Source organism: Streptomyces graminofaciens (assembly GCF_030294945.1).
GTDB lineage: Bacteria > Actinomycetota > Actinomycetes > Streptomycetales > Streptomycetaceae > Streptomyces > Streptomyces graminofaciens.
Map to the genome: position 1 here is coordinate 5,172,507 of NZ_AP018448.1, position 16,850 is coordinate 5,189,356.

The 16,850-nt window shown below is 71.2% G+C and carries 13 protein-coding genes; 5 read left to right on the forward strand and 8 right to left on the reverse strand.

Going from position 1 to position 16,850, the window contains the following annotated elements:
• Positions 1–21: 21 nt before the first annotated feature.
• Positions 22–663 carry a hypothetical protein gene (locus SGFS_RS21995; RefSeq protein WP_286252676.1) on the reverse strand — a complete coding sequence of 214 codons (642 nt, stop codon included), beginning with the start codon at positions 661–663 and terminating at the stop codon, positions 22–24.
• A gap of 134 nt (positions 664–797) precedes the next feature.
• Positions 798–3,101 carry an ABC transporter family substrate-binding protein gene (locus SGFS_RS22000; RefSeq protein WP_286252677.1) on the reverse strand — a complete coding sequence of 768 codons (2,304 nt, stop codon included), beginning with the start codon at positions 3,099–3,101 and terminating at the stop codon, positions 798–800.
• A 693-nt stretch (positions 3,102–3,794) separates the two neighbouring features.
• On the opposite strand from SGFS_RS22000, the gene SGFS_RS22005 reads away from it, so the two are divergent.
• The 5 genes from SGFS_RS22005 to SGFS_RS22025 all read left to right on the forward strand — a co-directional run bounded on the left by SGFS_RS22005 (position 3,795) and on the right by SGFS_RS22025 (position 9,509).
• Positions 3,795–4,103 carry a hypothetical protein gene (locus SGFS_RS22005; RefSeq protein ID WP_286252679.1) on the forward strand — a complete coding sequence of 103 codons (309 nt, stop codon included), beginning with the start codon at positions 3,795–3,797 and terminating at the stop codon, positions 4,101–4,103.
• 239 nt (positions 4,104–4,342) lie between these two features.
• The gene (locus SGFS_RS22010; RefSeq protein ID WP_286252681.1) at positions 4,343–5,164 is read left to right on the forward strand and encodes a hypothetical protein; all 822 of its coding nucleotides are present in this window, start codon (positions 4,343–4,345) and stop codon (positions 5,162–5,164) included.
• A gap of 18 nt (positions 5,165–5,182) precedes the next feature.
• Positions 5,183–7,120 (forward strand): fumarate reductase/succinate dehydrogenase flavoprotein subunit, encoded by a 1,938-nt coding sequence (locus SGFS_RS22015; protein ID WP_286252683.1) that lies wholly within the window; start codon positions 5,183–5,185, stop codon positions 7,118–7,120.
• Positions 7,117–7,884, forward strand: coding sequence for a succinate dehydrogenase/fumarate reductase iron-sulfur subunit (locus tag SGFS_RS22020; RefSeq protein WP_286252684.1), 768 nt, complete (start codon positions 7,117–7,119; stop codon positions 7,882–7,884). The genes SGFS_RS22015 and SGFS_RS22020 overlap by 4 nt, the downstream gene beginning before the upstream one ends.
• A gap of 284 nt (positions 7,885–8,168) precedes the next feature.
• On the forward strand, positions 8,169–9,509 hold the full coding sequence (locus SGFS_RS22025; protein ID WP_286252685.1) for a hypothetical protein: 1,341 nt from the start codon (positions 8,169–8,171) through the stop codon (positions 9,507–9,509).
• Between the two features lie 134 nt (positions 9,510–9,643).
• On the opposite strand, the gene SGFS_RS22030 is transcribed toward SGFS_RS22025, so the two are convergent.
• The 6 genes from SGFS_RS22030 to SGFS_RS22055 all read right to left on the reverse strand — a co-directional run bounded on the left by SGFS_RS22030 (position 9,644) and on the right by SGFS_RS22055 (position 16,807).
• Positions 9,644–12,421, reverse strand: a complete 2,778-nt coding sequence (locus SGFS_RS22030; RefSeq protein ID WP_434027790.1) for a SpoIIE family protein phosphatase — start codon at positions 12,419–12,421, stop codon at positions 9,644–9,646.
• A 327-nt stretch (positions 12,422–12,748) separates the two neighbouring features.
• Entirely contained in the window at positions 12,749–13,156 is a 408-nt protein-coding gene (locus SGFS_RS22035) for an ATP-binding protein (RefSeq protein ID WP_286252686.1), read from the reverse strand.
• A gap of 337 nt (positions 13,157–13,493) precedes the next feature.
• Positions 13,494–13,901, reverse strand: coding sequence for a (deoxy)nucleoside triphosphate pyrophosphohydrolase (locus tag SGFS_RS22040; RefSeq protein WP_286252687.1), 408 nt, complete (start codon positions 13,899–13,901; stop codon positions 13,494–13,496).
• An 87-nt stretch (positions 13,902–13,988) separates the two neighbouring features.
• A complete protein-coding gene (locus SGFS_RS22045) occupies positions 13,989–14,192 on the reverse strand; it encodes an SPOR domain-containing protein (protein ID WP_286252688.1) in 204 nt (67 codons plus the stop codon).
• Between the two features lie 494 nt (positions 14,193–14,686).
• On the reverse strand, positions 14,687–15,439 hold the full coding sequence (locus SGFS_RS22050; protein ID WP_286252689.1) for a GntR family transcriptional regulator: 753 nt from the start codon (positions 15,437–15,439) through the stop codon (positions 14,687–14,689).
• Between the two features lie 147 nt (positions 15,440–15,586).
• Positions 15,587–16,807 (reverse strand): DUF4190 domain-containing protein, encoded by a 1,221-nt coding sequence (locus tag SGFS_RS22055; protein WP_286252691.1) that lies wholly within the window; start codon positions 16,805–16,807, stop codon positions 15,587–15,589.
• Positions 16,808–16,850: the final 43 nt, after the last annotated feature.

Sequence of the window (16,850 nt, forward strand, 5' to 3'; positions counted from 1 at the left end):
GGCGGGCCCAGAGCGAGGGCGTCAGGCGGCCCGCGCCGCACGTGACCCGTCGGGACAGCTCAGCCGGGCCGCCTTCAGGGCGGCCTCGCCCCCGGCCGGCTCGTCGGAGCAGTCCCACCAACCGGTGGGGGAACTCTTGTACGACACCACGTGGCCCTTCACCGGCTCGGAGCCCTCGCAGGTGTACGTGAAGTCGGCCTCGACGAGCTCGACCGAAGACCACGCGAAGTACGAGCCCTTGAGGTCCCCGGTGCCGTTCTCGAAGACGTGGGCGGTCTCGGGCACCGCCGGCTCGGACGGGTACGCGAGCCGCTCCTCGGTCTTCAGGTGCTTGCCCAGCGCCTTGATCACAGCATCGGTGCCGACGCCCTTGGGCGCACCGGTGACCTTCGGCCGGTAACGGTTGTCGCCCACGGGCTTGAGCTTGGCCTCGTAGAAGGCGGTCTTCTTCGTGATGTTGATCGGGTCGGCCAGCTCGGCCAGTTCCTCCCACTGCCGAATGCCCGACCAGGCATACGTCCCAGCCGTGCACGCCTTCATCGAGGCGGCCTTGTCCTCGCCGTCGTCCGAGCCACCCGTACAGGCCGTGAGTCCCGCCGCCAGAGCGACCGTCGCCAGTCCTGCCACCACCGAAGTCCGCCCTGCCATGACGCTCAGACCCATGGTGCCTCTCCCCCGTGTCCCCGTGTCCCCGTGTCCCGATCATCGGATGATGATCGGGTCGTGATCATCGTCGGGGCGCGAAGCCTGAGCGGCAAGACATTTGAGCTAGCTCAGAGGTGGCATGAGCGCGACAGTCAATCCTTCTCAGGCATCGGGCTCCCCGACGCCTTCGCCCCCTTCGCCCCCTTCGCGTCCTTCTTCAAGAACCCCATGTCCTCATACACGGGCGTCTCGAACCCGAACGCCCCCACGTTCGCCAGACTCGTGCGGGCCGCGACGAGCTGAGGGCGCTGGTACAGCGGGATCGAGCCCGCCGCCGCCCAGATGCGGGCGTCCGCCTTTCTGATCAGGGAGCGGGTCTCGGACTCGTCGAGGGTGGCGATCGCCTGGTCGAAGAGCTGGTCGACCTGGTCGGTGCCTACGCGGGTGTAGTTCTGCTCGACGCTCAGGGAGCCGTCCGCCGCCGGGACCGGCTTGGCGTAGATCGGGCGGGCGTCGGTCGCGGGGTAGGCGGAGGCCGGCCAGGAGTACAGGGCGAGGTCGTACTGGCCGTTCGCGATGTGGTCCTTGAAGTAGCTCTCGTCGGCGACCTTGGTGATGTCCGCACGGACGCCGATCCGGTCCAGCATCTTCGCGATGCGCTCGCCGACCGCCCGGAGGGACTCCGTCCCGGGGCCCGACGGAAGAACGAAGCGGAGCGTCAGCGGCTTGCCGTTCTTGGCCAGCGGCCCGCGGGGGCCGCCCGCCCCACCCGCCCCACCGGACGGCGCCCTCGTCCCCTTGGGCGCGTACGCTCCCGGCGCGCCGCCCGGCTTGAACTTCTTGCCGTCCTGCGCGAGGCGCTGAGCCTCGTCGACCTTCCCCTCCCTTTCCTTCCCCTCCCCGTCCTGATCCTCCCCGTCCTGATCCTCCCCGTCCTTCTTCTCCGCCTTCACCTTCGACTTGTTGTCCTCGTCGACGACGGACGTGCCGTCGCCCTCGGCCCCCTCCCCCTTGCCGTCCTTCTTCTTCTCCGACCCCGCCGCCTTCTTCTCCTTCTCCTGCTTCTTCTCCTGCTTCTTCTCCTGCTTCTTCAGCGGAGCGCCCTGCTCCCACCCCGCGTCCGCCAGCAGCGCCCGCGCCTCCTCCGTGTCCTGGTCGCCGAGCGCCCCGCTGCTGTCGGCGTACGCGGGCTGGCCCGCGAGGGCGAGATGGCTGCCGACCGGCTCGGCGGGCAGGCCCAGCGGGGCGAGGACGAGGGTGGCGAGTTCCTTGCGGTCGAGGGCGCGGGCCAGGGCGCGGCGGACGCGTTCGTCGGCGAGGGGGCCGTCGAAGCCGTTGAGGGCGAGCTGGGTGTAGGCGGGTTCGAGGGAGCGCCGGATCTCGAAACCGCGCAGGGCTGACTGCTCGGCGGCGTGCGCGGCGACCGCCTTGCGCCGCTTCTTGCGCGCGCTGGTCTCCTTGTCGGCCGCCTCCTCGTCCGAGCCGTGCGCGATCGCCCAGGAACGCAGTTCCTTCGCCGGGGTCCGCTCACCACCGGGGCTCGCGAGCCCCCGCCCGTTCGCCGGTCCACCCGCCCGGCCCTTCGGCCGTCCGCTCGCGGTCTCGCTGTCACGGCCGGCCGCGATCACCCGCTGCGCCTGCACCGCGTCGACCTCCGCGATGTCGACCTTCCCGTCGGCCAGCGCCTTCGCCCGGTCCTTGCGCGGTACGGCCCGCAGCACCAGCTCGGAGAGCTTGGCGGGGCGGCCCCACCAGCGGGCGTTGCGGGTGAGCGTCACCTCGCCGTCCTTGCGGTCGACCTCCTTCAACGCGAAGGGCCCGGCGGTGACCTTCAGCTTGCGGCGGGCGCCGTCGTTGAACGAGTCCGGCGTGCCCATCACCTGCTTGGGGTACAGCGGCGAGAAGAGCGATTTCCAGTCGGCGTACGGGCGGGCGAAGGTGACCCGGACCTCCAGGTCGTTGTCGCCGCGCTCGATCTTCTCGATGCGCTCGTAGCCCGCGTTCCGGGCCGTCCAGTACGCCGAGTCCTTGCCGGACAGAGCCCGCCACTGCGCGACGAAGTCGGCGGCGCCGATCTCGCGGCCGTCGCTCCACACCGCCTGCTGGTTCAGCTTGTAGAGCACGACCTGCTTCGGCTCGCGGTCGACCACCTTCGCCGATTCGAGGTAGTCGGCGTTGCGCCGGGGGCGGCCACCGGCGTCGAGGCGGTACATCGACGGCAGTACGGCGCCCGCGACCCGGGACGTCGCCGCGTCGGCGTCCGCCTGGAAGGTGTTGAGGGTCTCCGGTACGGCGTCGACGGCCCAGCGCAGGGTGCCGCCGTCGGCGATCAGATCCCGGTCGGCCGGAGCGATGTCCTGGCCGGCGACGGGCTTGCCGGCCGGGTCCTCCTCGCTGCACGCGCCGAGCAGGGGCACCGCGAGCGCACCCGCGGTCAGAAAAGCGACCGAGCGCATGACCGCGCCAGGCCCTCTCCTCGATGTCCCGTCGTCCGCCCGGAGAGCGGGCCGGGCGGGGTCCGGAGCACGCAGCTGCAAGGCGGAGGAGGGAGGCGACGCGGAGCGTCGGCGACTGACGACAACGCCGCGGACGCGTGTGCCGGACCCCGCCCGGCAGACGGGAGATTGAGGAGAGGGCCTGGGGCCGACGCCGTCGTGGGACATCTCTGCTACCTCCGGAGGCCGCACCACCCGCGATCGGGGTTTATGATCACTTTTGGGTGCATATGGAGCTGATCAGATCTACGACCACACTGAAAGGGAGAGGGTTCATCGGCCGAGGCGACACGGCGACGGGGCGCGGAAAGCCACCCGTGCGGCGCAAGCGCCACACCCGCCCCCCGGCGCACACCGAGCGCGCGCACCCCCGGGGACTTCAGGACCCCCAGGGACTCCGGGACTCCCGCGCTCCCCAGGCGCACACCGAACGCGCAGGGGCATGCATGGACGCGCATGGGCGTGCATGGGCGTATATGGGCGTGCATGGGAGGACGCTGGAGAACACAGGAGGACACAGGAGGGCATCGGGAGGCCTGCAATCCGCCAATCGATGCACATCCCTTCACAGCGCCAGGTGTGACGCGCAACACTCGCAGGCGCATGAACGTTGCCGCCTCGGTCCTCGACGACCCGCGGAAGTGAGGGCAAGTCATGTCCGTGCAGGATTCCGTGCAAGACGAACTGACATCCGTCCAGCGCTGCCTCGACGACCTCTACCGGTCGGTGGGTCGCCTGGAGCAGCGGATCGGCAGCGGCGGGCTCGACATGCGCCGCGTCCGCGCCGACGCCGACCATCTGCGCGAGAGCCTCGCGCTGCTGCGCGAGACGACCTCCGGGCCGGCCACGCAGCAGACGAAGCGTCCCGATCTCGTGCCCGTCCCCGACACGCCGTACGACGACTCCCTGTGGACCGACTCGGACGACGAGGGCCTGGGCGCCCGTGACCGCCACGCCCCCTGAACCCGACCGGCCCGACCGGCCCGACAGGCCCGACAGGTCCGACCGGTCGGGCCGGTCGGGCCGACAGGACCGAGACGCCCGACCCGACGGCGACGAGTGAGCCGGAGGGGCGCGCGGCAGGCGTACACCGCCACCGCGCGCCCCCGAGGCGAGCCTCGCTCCGACGGCGAGCCCGGCGCGCCCCGAACGCCCGCCCGGCACGCCCCTGCCGCGAGCCCTGAGAGAAGGTGCCGCACACCTTGACCACTGGCACGGAACCACATCCCCCACGCGGCGGCGTACGCACCCCGACGCGCGCCGCGATCACCGCCCCGCATCTGCGGACCGACCGCTGGTGGCTGGCCCCCGCCGCCACCGCCGCCGGGCTGCTGGCCTTCATCGTCTACTCGACCTGGCGGGCCTTCGCGAACGCCGACTACTACGCGGCGCCGTACGTCTCGCCGTTCTACTCCCCCTGCCTCGCGGAGAACTGCGCGCCGATGCACGCGGGCCCCAATGCCGACCTCTTCGGCGGCTGGTGGGGCATCTCGCCGGCGATCATCATCCTGATCTTCCCGCTCGGCTTCCGCCTGACCTGCTACTACTACCGCAAGGCCTACTACCGCGGCTTCTGGGCCTCCCCGCCCGCCTGCGCGGTGGCCGAGCCGCACAAGAAGTACACCGGCGAGACCCGCTTCCCGCTGATCCTGCAGAACATCCACCGGTACTTCTTCTACGCGGCCATCGTCGTCGCCGGGATCCTCACCTACGACACCGTGCTCGCCTTCCGGGACGAGCACTACGAGTGGGGCCACATGGGCCTCGGCACGCTCGTCTTTCTCCTCAACATCGTGCTGATCTGGGCGTACACCATCTCCTGCCACTCCTGCCGGCACATCGTCGGCGGCAAGCTCAAGCACTTCTCCAAGCATCCCGTGCGCTACAAGGCATGGCAGTTCGTCGGGAAGCTGAACGCCCGCCACATGCTGCTGGCCTGGGCGTCGTTGGTGAGCGTGGCGCTCGCCGACTTCTACGTCTATCTCGTCGCGTCCGGCGCCTTCGACGATCCGCGCTTCTTCTAGATTGGGTGGGGCCTTTAGATGTCCGTGGTCGAGCGACAGGAGTGGGACGTCGTCGTGGTCGGCGCCGGCGGTGCCGGGTTGCGCGCCGCCATCGAGGCGCGCGAGCGGGGCGCCCGTACGGCCGTGATCTGCAAGTCCCTGTTCGGCAAGGCACACACGGTGATGGCCGAGGGCGGCATCGCGGCGGCGATGGCCAACGCCAACGAGCACGACAACTGGCAGGTCCACTTCCGCGACACTATGCGCGGCGGCAAGTTCCTCAACCAGTGGCGCATGGCCGAACTGCACGCGCAGGAGGCCCCCGACCGGGTGTGGGAGCTGGAGACCTGGGGCGCCCTGTTCGACCGTACGAAGGACGGCCGGATCTCCCAGCGCAACTTCGGCGGCCACGAGTATCCGCGCCTGGCGCATGTCGGCGACCGTACGGGCCTCGAACTGATCCGCACGCTGCAACAGAAGATCGTGTCGTTGCAGCAGGAGGACCACCGGGAGACCGGCGACTACGAGTCCCGGCTGAAGGTCTTCCAGGAGTGCACGGTCACGCGCGTCCTGAAGGACGGTAGCCGGGTCTCGGGTGTCTTCGCCTACGAGCGCGAGACCGGCCGTTTCTTCGTCCTCGAAGCGCCCGCCGTCGTGATCGCCACCGGCGGCATCGGCAAGTCCTTCAAGGTGACGTCGAACTCGTGGGAGTACACGGGCGACGGCCACGCACTGGCCCTGCTGGCCGGGGCGCCGCTGCTGAACATGGAGTTCGTGCAGTTCCACCCGACGGGCATGGTCTGGCCGCCGTCGGTGAAGGGCATCCTCGTCACCGAGTCCGTACGAGGAGACGGCGGCGTCCTGCGCAACTCCGAGGGCAAGCGGTTCATGTTCGACTACATCCCGGACGTCTTCAAGGAGAAGTACGCACAGTCCGAGGAGGAGGGCGACCGCTGGTACGAGGACCCGGACAACAACCGTCGGCCACCGGAGCTGCTGCCCCGTGACGAGGTCGCCCGAGCGATCAACTCCGAGGTGAAGGCGGGCCGGGGCTCCCCGCACGGCGGCGTGTTCCTCGACGTGTCGACCCGTATGCCCGCGGAGGTCATCAAACGTCGGCTGCCGTCCATGTACCACCAGTTCAAGGAGCTGGCGGACGTCGACATCACGGCGGAGGCGATGGAGGTCGGGCCGACCTGTCACTACGTGATGGGGGGTATCGCGGTCGAGTCGGACACGGCTGCGGCACGCGGGGTGCCCGGTCTGTACGCGGCCGGGGAGGTGGCCGGCGGTATGCACGGCTCCAACCGCCTCGGCGGCAACTCCCTCTCCGACCTGCTGGTCTTCGGCCGCAGGGCCGGGCTGCACGCGGCCGAGTACGCCACGGGCCCGAGCGACGGCCGTCCCGGTGTGGACGACGCCCAGATCGACCTGGCGGCCGCGGAGGCACTGCGGCCGTTCTCGGCCGAAGGCCCCGGCGACGAGGCCGGGCATCCGCCGGAGAACCCGTACACGCTCCACCAGGAACTCCAGCAGGCCATGAACGACCTGGTCGGGATCATCCGCCGCGAGGCCGAGATGGAACGCGCCCTGGAGAAACTGGCGGAGCTGCGGGTACGGGCGCGCCGGGCCGGGGTCGAGGGCCACCGGCAGTTCAACCCGGGCTGGCACCTGGCCCTCGACCTTCGCAACATGCTCCTGGTGAGCGAATGCGTGGCCCGTGCCGCGCTGGAACGCACCGAGTCGCGCGGCGGCCACACCCGCGAGGACCACCCGACGATGGACCGCGCCTGGCGCCGCCTGAACCTGCTCTGCCGCCTCACCGATCCGACGGGAGGTCTGGCGGCGACGGACCCGGTCCACGGCCAGATCGACCTCGTACGCGAGACCACCGAACCCATCCGCCCGGACCTGCTCGCCCTGTTCGACAAGGAGGAGCTGGTCAAGTACCTCGCCGAAGAGGAGCTGTACGAGTGAGCAGCTACGAGGCCCGCTTCAGGGTGTGGCGGGGCGATGTGCAGGGCGGCGACCTGGAGGACTTCAAGGTCGAGGTCAACGACGGCGAGGTGGTGCTGGACATCATCCATCGCCTCCAGTCGACCCAGGCGCCCGATCTCGCCGTCCGCTGGAACTGCAAGGCGGGCAAGTGCGGTTCGTGTTCGGCGGAGATCAACGGGCGGCCGCGGCTGATGTGCATGACGCGGATGTCGGTGTTCGAGCGGGACGAGACGATCACGGTCACCCCGCTCCGCGCGTTCCCGGTGGTCCGGGACCTGGTGACGGATGTCGGCTTCAACTACACCAAGGCGCGCGAGGTCCCGGCGTTCGTGCCGCCGGCCGATCTCGGGCCCGGTGAGTACCGCATGATGCAGGAGGACGTGGACCGGTCGCAGGAGTTCCGCAAGTGCATCGAGTGCTTCCTGTGCCAGGACACGTGCCATGTGGTCCGCGATCACGAGGAGAACAAGACGGCGTTCGCGGGCCCGCGGTTCCTGATGCGGGTGGCCGAGCTGGACATGCACCCGCTGGACGCGGCCGAGGAGTCCGGCCTGGACCGCAAGAAGACCGCCCAGGACGAGCACGGCCTCGGCTACTGCAACATCACCAAGTGCTGTACGGAGGTCTGCCCCGAGGGCATCAAGATCACGGACAACGCCCTGATCCCCCTGAAGGAACGGGCCGTGGACCGCAAGTACGACCCGTTGGTGTGGCTTGGCTCGAAGATTCGGAGGCGCCCGTAGGTCTTGCGCCCCTGAGGGGCGCGGAGAACTGCGCGACAAGCCCCCACCGACCCGCGGCCGACAAGCCGGCCCGGGGGTCGACGGGGGCAGCCTCTGGGGACGGGACGGGACGGGACGAGACGGGACGGGAGGGGTAGGGCGGCGGGGGCGAGAAACCAACACCCCTCCCCCCTACCGCCGCACCCCACTAGCGACCCCGCACAACCAGCCATACGCTCCCAAATGTGACGTCACGCCCAAGTCGAAGCCGGTCGCGCCACGCCCCGTCGGACATAGGCGTGCGGGTGGCACACGCCCTGTTCGGCGGAGTCGCGGTCATGGCATGGCTGCTGCTGCCCGCGATGACGGACCCCCCGGTCCCCCCGGAGGCCAAGGAGCCCCGGGCCGCCGTCACACAGCCCAAGGACGACGGCTCCTCCGGCACGGACCTCGTGCTGCCGGTGGCCCTCCTGGGCGCGGCGGGAGCGGCCGCCACGTACTCGTACGTACGGCGCAAGCGGCGCACCGAGGGCCGCACGACGCCCGCCCCAAGCCACGCACCGGCCGCCGGCCTCCCCGAGGAACCCCTGCCCGTACTCGACCAGCGGTCGCTGAGGGCCCTCCTGGAGACCGACGACTGCGTCCGTACGAGCGCCGAGGAACTCCGTTTCGCGGCGGCCCGCTCCGGCCCGGAGGCGGCCGAACCGTACTCCCGGGCGGTGGCGTACGCGCGAGCCGAGCTGGCGAAGGCCTTCCGGCTGCGGCAGCGGCTGGACGAGACCTCGGGCACCGCGCCCGACGATGAGCGGACCATGCTCCAGGAGATCGTCGCCCGGTGCGCGGACGCGCAGTCACGGCTCGACTCGGCGGCACCGGGCCTGGATCAACTGCGTGCCCTGGAACGGGAGATGAGCGCCGCGCTGGAATGCGCGGAGACCCGCTTCCGCGAACTGACCGGCCGGACGGCGACCGCCGCCACGACGCTCGCGGAGCTGCGCGAACGGTACGACCCCGCCGTCTCCCTCCCCGTCGCCGGGCACGTCGAACAGGCCAAGGACCGCCTGGTGTTCGCCACGGTCCAGCTCAACCGGGCACGTCAGGCCCTGGACCGGGGCGAGGACGCCGCGGCGGCGGTGTGTCTGCGGGCCGCCGAGGGGGCCGTGGACCAGGCGGACGTGTTCGTGAGCGGCGTGGAACGCCTCGCCGGTGAACCGCCCGCGACCGCCGGGACGACCACCGACCCGCTCCTTGCGGCCCGCGCCGCCGTGGCCGCCGCGGCGGACTACGTCACCACGCATCGCGGAGCGGTGGCCACCCCCGCGAGAACCCGGCTGGCGGAGGCGGAACGGTGCCTCACCGCCGCCGATCACGCCGAGCACGCCGAGCCCCCCGAGAACACGGATGCCGGCCCCGACAGCGAGCGTGCCCTCACCCTCGCCCAGGAAGCCCGGCAGCTGGCCGAGCGGGACGTGCGGTCGTACGGCAATCCGTACGGCGGGCCCGTCGTGGACGGACTCGGTGGGGCCCTGCTCGGCGGAATCGTCCTCGGCGAGGCGCCCGGCGGCGGCCGGAGCGAACCGCGCGGGCCCGCCTGCTTCGGCGGCACCGCGACCCGTGGCCGCAGAACGACCGGCGGCCACTTCTGACACCCGACCGGCAGACCGGAGGCCAGTGCCCCGGCAGGCGACGTCTGCCCCGTCGCGACGCCCGGCACGCCGTCTCGCCGCACCGGCAGCACGCACCGGACGCCGCCGGGCAGGCGGGACGTTCGCAACAGGCCCTAGAACAGACTCAGCAACGCCTCCGCCGGATCCGTCAGCCCGGTTTCCCCGCCCGGCAGCGGCAGTTCGAACCACACGGTCTTGCCGCGGGGCGTACGGCGTGAGCCCCAGCCCGCGGAGAGCAGACCGACGAGCTGGAGGCCGCGGCCGCCCTCGTCCGTGTCACGGGCCCGGCGGCGGCGCGGCTGGACGAGCCCGGCGTCCCAGACCTCGCAGACCAGGGTTCTGTCCAGCAGCAGCCGGAGCCGGATCTCACCCTCGCCGTATCGCAGGGCGTTGGTGACCAGCTCGCTGACCAGCAGTTCCGCGGTGTCGACGAGGGGTTCCAGGTCCCAGCTGGTCAGTCGGGCGCGGGCGTACTCGCGGGCGCGGCCCACGCTGCGCGGCTCGCGCGGCAGGACCCAGTCACCGACCGAGTCGGCGGGCAGGCCCTGGACACGTGCCATCAGCAGGGCGATGTCGTCCTCGCCGTGGTGGGTGTCGAGGGTGTTGAGGACGTGGTCGCAGATGTCCTCCAGGGAGCGGGAGGAGTCGGCGGCGGGACGGGACACCATCGGCAGGGCCGTCTGCCGGGCCGGGTCGGTGAGGGCGCCGACGAAGGCCTGGAGGCCCTCGTCGAGGGGGTGGTCGCGGGATTCGACCAGTCCATCCGTGTAGAGCGCCAAAAGGGCACCCTCGGGCAGTTCGACCTCCACCTCCTCGAACGGCTCGCCGCCCACGCCGAGCGGCATGCCCGGCGGCACGTCCAGCATCAGCGCGCTCTCACCGGGCTCGACGAGGACGGGCGGCAGATGACCGGCGTTGGCGAAGGTGCAGCGCCTGGTCACCGAGTCGTAGACGGCGTACACGCAGGTCGCGAGGTACACCTCGGCGAGGTCCTTGTCCCGGGGCCGGCCGGCGGCCGTGCGGGAGGCCTGCTGGACGCCGGCCGGGGTGCCGAGGCCCCGCGCGATCTCGTCCAACGCGGAGAGGACCTCGGCGGGTTCGAGGTCGAGGAGGGCCAACGTGCGTACGGCCGTGCGGAGTTCGCCCATCGCCACCGCGGCGCGCAGGCCACGGCCCATGACGTCGCCGACGACGAGGGCGGTGCGGTGGCCGGGGAGTTCGATGACGTCGAACCAGTCGCCGCCGACCTCGGTGGCCGCGTTGCCCGGCAGATAGCGGCAGGCGATGTCGAGGCCGGACGCCTCGGGGTCGCCCGGCGGCAGCAGGGAGCGCTGGAGGATCAGGGCGCGCTCGTGCTCGCGGCGGTACAGGCGCGCGTTGTCGATGGAGACCGCGGCGCGCGCGGCCAGCTCCACGGCGAGCATCCGGTCGCGCTCGCCGAACGGCTCGCTGCCCTTCGCCCGCGAGAACTGGACGAGTCCCACGACGGTGTCGTGCGCGACCATCGGCACGGCGAGCGTCGTCTGGACCAGGCTGCCCTCCTCGGGCACCTGCTGGGGGCGGGCGGTGCGCAGGGCGTCCGCGCAGGGCGAGTTGAACGGGTAGTGGTGGACCGAGCCGACGGCGACCGGGGCCGGTCCGCCGACGAAGGGCGCGTCGGAGACCGCGCTGGCGAAGGCGACCCGCCGTAGCTCGGCGCTGCCGTCGGCGAGCCCGGGCGGGGTCTCGTCGCCGGCCAGCAGGCCCTGGTAGAGGTCTACGGCGGCGAGGTCGCAGAAGCCGGGGACCACGACGTCGAGCAGCTCGCGGGCGGTGGTCTCCAGGTCGAGGGTGTTGCCGATGCGGGAGCCGACCTCGTTCAGCAGGGCGAGGTTGCGGCGGGCGGAGGCGGCCTCGCGGGCGGCGGCGCGGCGGGCCGTGATGTCGATGGCGAGCCAGGCGATGCCGATGGGGCGGCCGGTGCCGCTGTGCACGCGATAGAGGTTGACGGACCAGTCGCGGCGCTCTTCGGAGCCGGGCACGAAGCCCGTTATGTGCATGTCGGTGATCGAGTCGCCGGTCTCCAGGACCCGGCGCAGCGTCGCCTCGACCCGCTCGGCCTCCGGGGAGCGCAGATAGTCGTGGACGCCCCGGCCGCGATGGTCGTCGACGTGGCCGCCGTAGATGGAGGCGAAGCGCTGGTTGGCGCGTCGCACCCGGAGGTCGGTGTCGATCAGAAGGAAACCGAACGGACATTGGCCGAAAATCGCCTGCGACGCGGCGAGATCCGTCTCGATCCGGCGCAGGGTGCGGACATCGACGACGATGCACACGGCGGCCCGTTCGCCGCCCTCCACCGTGGTCGGCATCACATAGACCTCGGCGAGCCCCTCGGCGCCCTCGGGCCCCGGCACCCGGAAAGGGACCACACCGGTCCACTCCCGGCCGTCGAGGACCTCGGCCATCTTCCGCTGGCCCTCTTCACGTCGGTCTGGGTCGATGAACGCCTCGATGGGGTCCATGCCCACGGCCCGCTCGGCGGAAATCCCGAAGAGCTGCTCGGCCCGCAGACTCCACTGGTCGACGAGACCGTCCGGACCTATGGAGAAGGACGCGACCTTGATGTAGTCGTACATCGAGCCGGGCGGGCTGACCTGCCACATCAGGTCACCGGGGGAAGAGGCACCGCCCAGGGAGGTGGGCACCCCCGCGGTGTCGGCCGCCCGCGCCGGGCCGTCTCCGGCACGGCGTGTCGCGCCGGCCGTCCCGTCGCGCGACGGCCCGCGCGGCGTGTCGCGCGCGGCCCCGCCCAGGCCGGAAACATCCGCGGCCTCGGGCCTGGCGCCGCCCGACGGGCCCATGGACTGCATGGTCCCCGTGGCCTCCGTGGCCTTCGCTGGTATCTCGCTCACGCGAACCGTCCCCTCCAGCTCACCGCGTCCGGCTTCGGTCACCGGGTGCGGCTGCCCGCAGTATCCAGTACTACGGCGCCGCACAACACGGTGTTCACGATCACAGCACGGTCCCGATCGTTTTTGGACCCGCCGGGACATACTCCCAATCTTCTAACCAGGCCGTGGCCCATCGAACCAAAGACTCCGGCCAGCCGTGCTGGCTTGAACCTTACGGTCGCGGTGCGGGCGCCGTGCGCCCCGGGGAGCCGCCCCCTTCCGCCCGGCCGTACGCCGGGGGCTCCCGCCGTGCACCAGGAACGGCGCCGATACGCCGACAAGTGCGGTTCAACCTGGAACCGCGAGCTCGAACCAGACCGTCTTCCCCGCCTCACCGGGCCGGGTACCCCAGGCCCGCGAGGAGCAGGCCACCAGTTGCAGACCGCGGCCGCTCTCGTCGTCCGGATGGGCGGCGCGCTCACGGGGCAGGTCGGGCATTGGATCGGAAACCTCGACAAGCAGGGTGCCGAGGGGGGCGGAGGGACGTACGAGGCGTACGCCGATGGGGCCGGTGGCGTGTCGCAGGGCGTTGGTCACGAGCTCGCTCACCAGCAGTGCGGTGATGTCCCCCAGCGAGTCGAGCCCCCAGTCCCGCAGCCTTCCCCGCACCACGGCCCGGGCGGTGCGTACGGCACCGGGCTCCGCGGGGAAGGTCCACTCGGCGAAGTCGCCTCCGCTGTCGATCACGCCGATCACTTCCCAGGCCAGAAGCGGCCCCTGTCCGGTTTCATGGGGTTAATGGGCACATACCCGATATCCGGTCAGCAGTACCGCGCACGACGGCGCACAGTGGCACGGATGCCGTCCGACTGGCGAGGGGACGTCCAAGAGCTCGAGATATGGGGGCGCGTTGGCGGGTACGGGCTCGCGTGGTTTCTCGCGCAGTTCCCCGCGCCCCTGGCAGCCGGGGCCGCGCCCCGTGCTCTTCGCTTCGGGGGCGCGGGGAACTGCGCGACCGGCCCTGTTCGGCCCGCAGCCGAAGGAGCTACCCCGCCCGCCCGAAGCCGGACTCACGCCCGCCCAAAGCCCGGACTCACGCCCCCGCGTTGCCCCAAGCCACCCGCGCCGCCTCCATCACCGCCGGAACGTCCGCCTCCAGCCACTCCACGTCCCACACCTCGTCCACGCTCAGCCAGCGCAGCTCGTCGTGGTCCTCCAGCGGCCGGGGCTCCCCGGACAGAAGGTGGGCTATCCAGACCCGCAGCACATACCCGGGTCTCACCGGCCACTCGCCGGGCACCCGCTCGGCGGACTTCGCCTCGACGCCGAGCTCTTCACGCAACTCACGCACGAGTGCCTGCTCCGGCGCCTCGCCGGGCTCCACCTTGCCGCCGGGAAGTTCCCAGCGTCCGGCCAGTTCAGGCGGTGCGCTGCGGCGCGCGGCAAGCAATCGCCCGCCGCTCAGCAGGGCGGCTCCCACCACCACGATCGGTTCGGTCATGCGCGGGAGCCTACGGGAGCGGGCGAGGAGGACGGGCGGGGTGAGCCACTTGCTCCGACTCCGATCGTTCTGGCCACTCTGACCGTTCTAGCCACTCTGGCCGTTCTGGCCGCTCTGGCCGTTCTGCCCGATGCGTTCGACCCAGTAGAGCTGCTTGTGGCCGCGACTGTCGAGGCCATCGGCGATCTTCTGCGCCTCGGCTCGGGTCGCATAACGGCCCACGCGGTAGCGATTGCCGTTGTCGTCCTGCCGTATGACGCTCCAGGGCAGAGTGATCGTGCCGTCGCTCATCGCGCCCCTCCGCTTCCCGCCCCCGGCCCCCGTCGCGCCCCACTGCCTAAGGAAACCGCAATCCGCATATGCCCGAGCGTACGCCTAACCTTTACTCAGCGAACACGGCTTTTCACAAAGAGGTACGCAACCAGCCAAGACGGTAGGGGCGCACCCCGTCGAACGCGCCGCCAATCACTACCCACGCGCCCCCTGAAGCTCCAACGAGCTGCCCTCTCGCGGCGATCGGGCACAGCGGGGCACTACCGGGCCCCCAGCGGGCAGGGCGGCAAGAACGACCGAATTCGAACTGCGTTCGGTACAGCACGACGGCCGCACCGACTCCGCCGAATCCCACGGGCTCTGGAGATGTCAACTTCCCTCAGGCAAGGGCAACTTGACACATGCCCCCGTCACCGCGCCATACACGCGAAGCCGTCCGGTTTCCCCGAAAGGGGAACAATCGCCCACTAGGGGACGTACGCGCGTGCGAACAGGGACATCTCGTACGGTGCTCACTTCACCGGCAGGTGGTACGCCACCCGGTACCGGTCGGCCGGCACCACCACATCGGCCGTCTCGACGGGGCGCCCGGAGGCGTAGTACGTCCGCTGGACGACGAGGACGACATGGCCGGGCACCCCGCCGAGCGCGAGGAGTTCGTCGGCGAGGCCGGGGCGGGCGCCGACCTCCTCGGTGACGTTGTCCACCACGACGTCGATGGCGGCCATGCGCTCGACGACCCCCATGCCGCCGAGCGGGCCCTCCTCGGGGAGCATGACCGGCGTACGGCCGGTGAGGGCGAGGGGCTCCCAGGAGGTGGAGAGCATCATCGCCTCGCCCGCGTCCCGGAACGTGTACATCGTGCACATCACGCGGTCGCCGGGCCGGATGTCCAGCCGCTCGGCGACACAGCCGCTCGCCTCGACCTGCTCGCTGCGCGACTCCCAGGTGCCGCGCGCGGCGGCGTCGGCCTGCTCCTGGCGGAAGGGCGTGGCGCCGCCGGAGGGACGGAACCCGGAGCGGGCGACCCTGCGGGGCACGGGCCGCTCGCGCACATACGTGCCCGATCCGGAGCGGCCCTCGACGAGACCCTCGGCCATGAGCACCTTGCGGGCCTCCAGCGCGACCGTGTCCGACACGCCGTACTCCTCGCGGATGCGGGCCTGGGAGGGGAGACGGGTGTGCGGTGGCAGCGAACCGTCGGCGATCTTCTTGCGGAGATCACCCGCGACACGCAGATACGCCGGCTGCTCACCGAAAGTCACTGGCCGCTCCCATCTGGATGTACAGACAGCAACAGCCTGGCAACCGTGGGTTGTGCCATGCAAGCAATGGCCAGGGAATCACTCGATGTGATGACATGGCCCCGGTGAGGGCTTTACGCAGGCACTTTCTCCCCGCTATGGCGGCTGTCACACCTCCGCGCCGGAGCCTTCCCCTCCGCCGTCCCCGCCGGTCTCCTCCGCCTCGTCCGGCTGCGGGGTGCTCGCGAGCCCCAGAGCCTTGCGGGCGGTGACCGCCTTCGCGCCGTCCGTCAGCTTGTGGGCCTCGACCCAGTGCTCACTGAAGGCCTCGGCGTCCCTGGCGTCGGCGGCCGCCTGCCACTCGTCGCGCGCCTCGTCGAGGGCGTCGGCGTAGTCGGCGACCTCCTTCTCGACGCCGGGCTCCCAGTCGTGCGCCCGCAGCGCGGCCGTCTGCTTCTCCAGGGCGTCGACCACCTCCGGCGCCCACTTCTTGTGGGCGGGCAGGTCGTCCTCGACGTACTCCGTGTCCGGCACGCCGTCGAACGCCGCCTCGAGGATGGTGTCGGCCTCCAGGAAGGCGAACTGGTCGTCGTCGAGAGTCGTCTCGTCCTTGCGCAGCGACCCGGTGAGGGTGCTCTTGGCGTCCCGGTTGCCGAACATGCAGGTGATCTCGCGGTCGCCGTAGCGCCAGCTCTGCGGCGTGGGCGTGTAGTAGTAGACGTCGGCCTCGGCCGGGAAGGCCCACTCGTCCATGGCGTACGACTCCGAGAGCGCGGAGCACTTCTCGTCCGCGTCCCCGTCGACCACTTGCTGGCCGGGGTAGTCCCCGTCCGGCAGCTGGATGTTGGCGAACACCTCGGCGTCGTGCTTTCCGGCGCAGGGCACGGTGTCGACGTCGTACGCGACTCCCTCGAGCGATCCGTCGAGCGTGTCGAAGCACTCTCCCTTCTTCACCGAGAAGGTGGTGCCGCCGCTCGCCGAGTCCTTGACGTCGTCCCAGACGTCGGTGAAGCCGCCCACGGCCAGGAGGACGATCACAAGGAGCGTGCTGATCGACGACAGTACGATTCCGGCCACGGCCATGCCCTTGCCGCGCTCGCCCCGCTTCTTGATCTGCACCAGCGCGACGATCCCGAAGACCAGCCCCACCCCGGGAAGACCACAGACCAGGCTCAGCACGAGCGCGGCGATCGCGAACCCGTTGGTGGCCGGCGGCGGCTGATACGCCGGATATCCCGGATACCCCTGGCCCCACGCCTGCCCCCACGGCTGCTGCGGTGCCGCCTGGTGCGGATACGGATACGGGTGCGGGTACTGCTGCTGTGGCTGCCCCGGGGGCGGGTACGGACCGTGGGGCTGCTGGGGTCCGGGGGGCGGGGGTGTGGCCACGGGTACGCGTGCTCCTTGCGCCGGAGTTCGGAGGACCTCTGGG

What these genes read in the sequence shown, in the direction of transcription:
- SGFS_RS22015 (WP_286252683.1), top strand. Translation starts at nt 5,183, where the DNA reads ATGTCCGTGGTCGAGCGACAGGAGTGGGACGTCGTCGTGGTCGGCGCC.
- SGFS_RS22000 (WP_286252677.1), bottom strand. Translation starts at nt 3,101, where the DNA reads ATGCGCTCGGTCGCTTTTCTGACCGCGGGTGCGCTCGCGGTGCCCCTG.
- SGFS_RS21995 (WP_286252676.1), bottom strand. Translation starts at nt 663, where the DNA reads ATGGGTCTGAGCGTCATGGCAGGGCGGACTTCGGTGGTGGCAGGACTG.
- SGFS_RS22040 (WP_286252687.1), bottom strand. Translation starts at nt 13,901, where the DNA reads ATGACCGAACCGATCGTGGTGGTGGGAGCCGCCCTGCTGAGCGGCGGG.
- SGFS_RS22005 (WP_286252679.1), top strand. Translation starts at nt 3,795, where the DNA reads ATGTCCGTGCAGGATTCCGTGCAAGACGAACTGACATCCGTCCAGCGC.
- SGFS_RS22045 (WP_286252688.1), bottom strand. Translation starts at nt 14,192, where the DNA reads ATGAGCGACGGCACGATCACTCTGCCCTGGAGCGTCATACGGCAGGAC.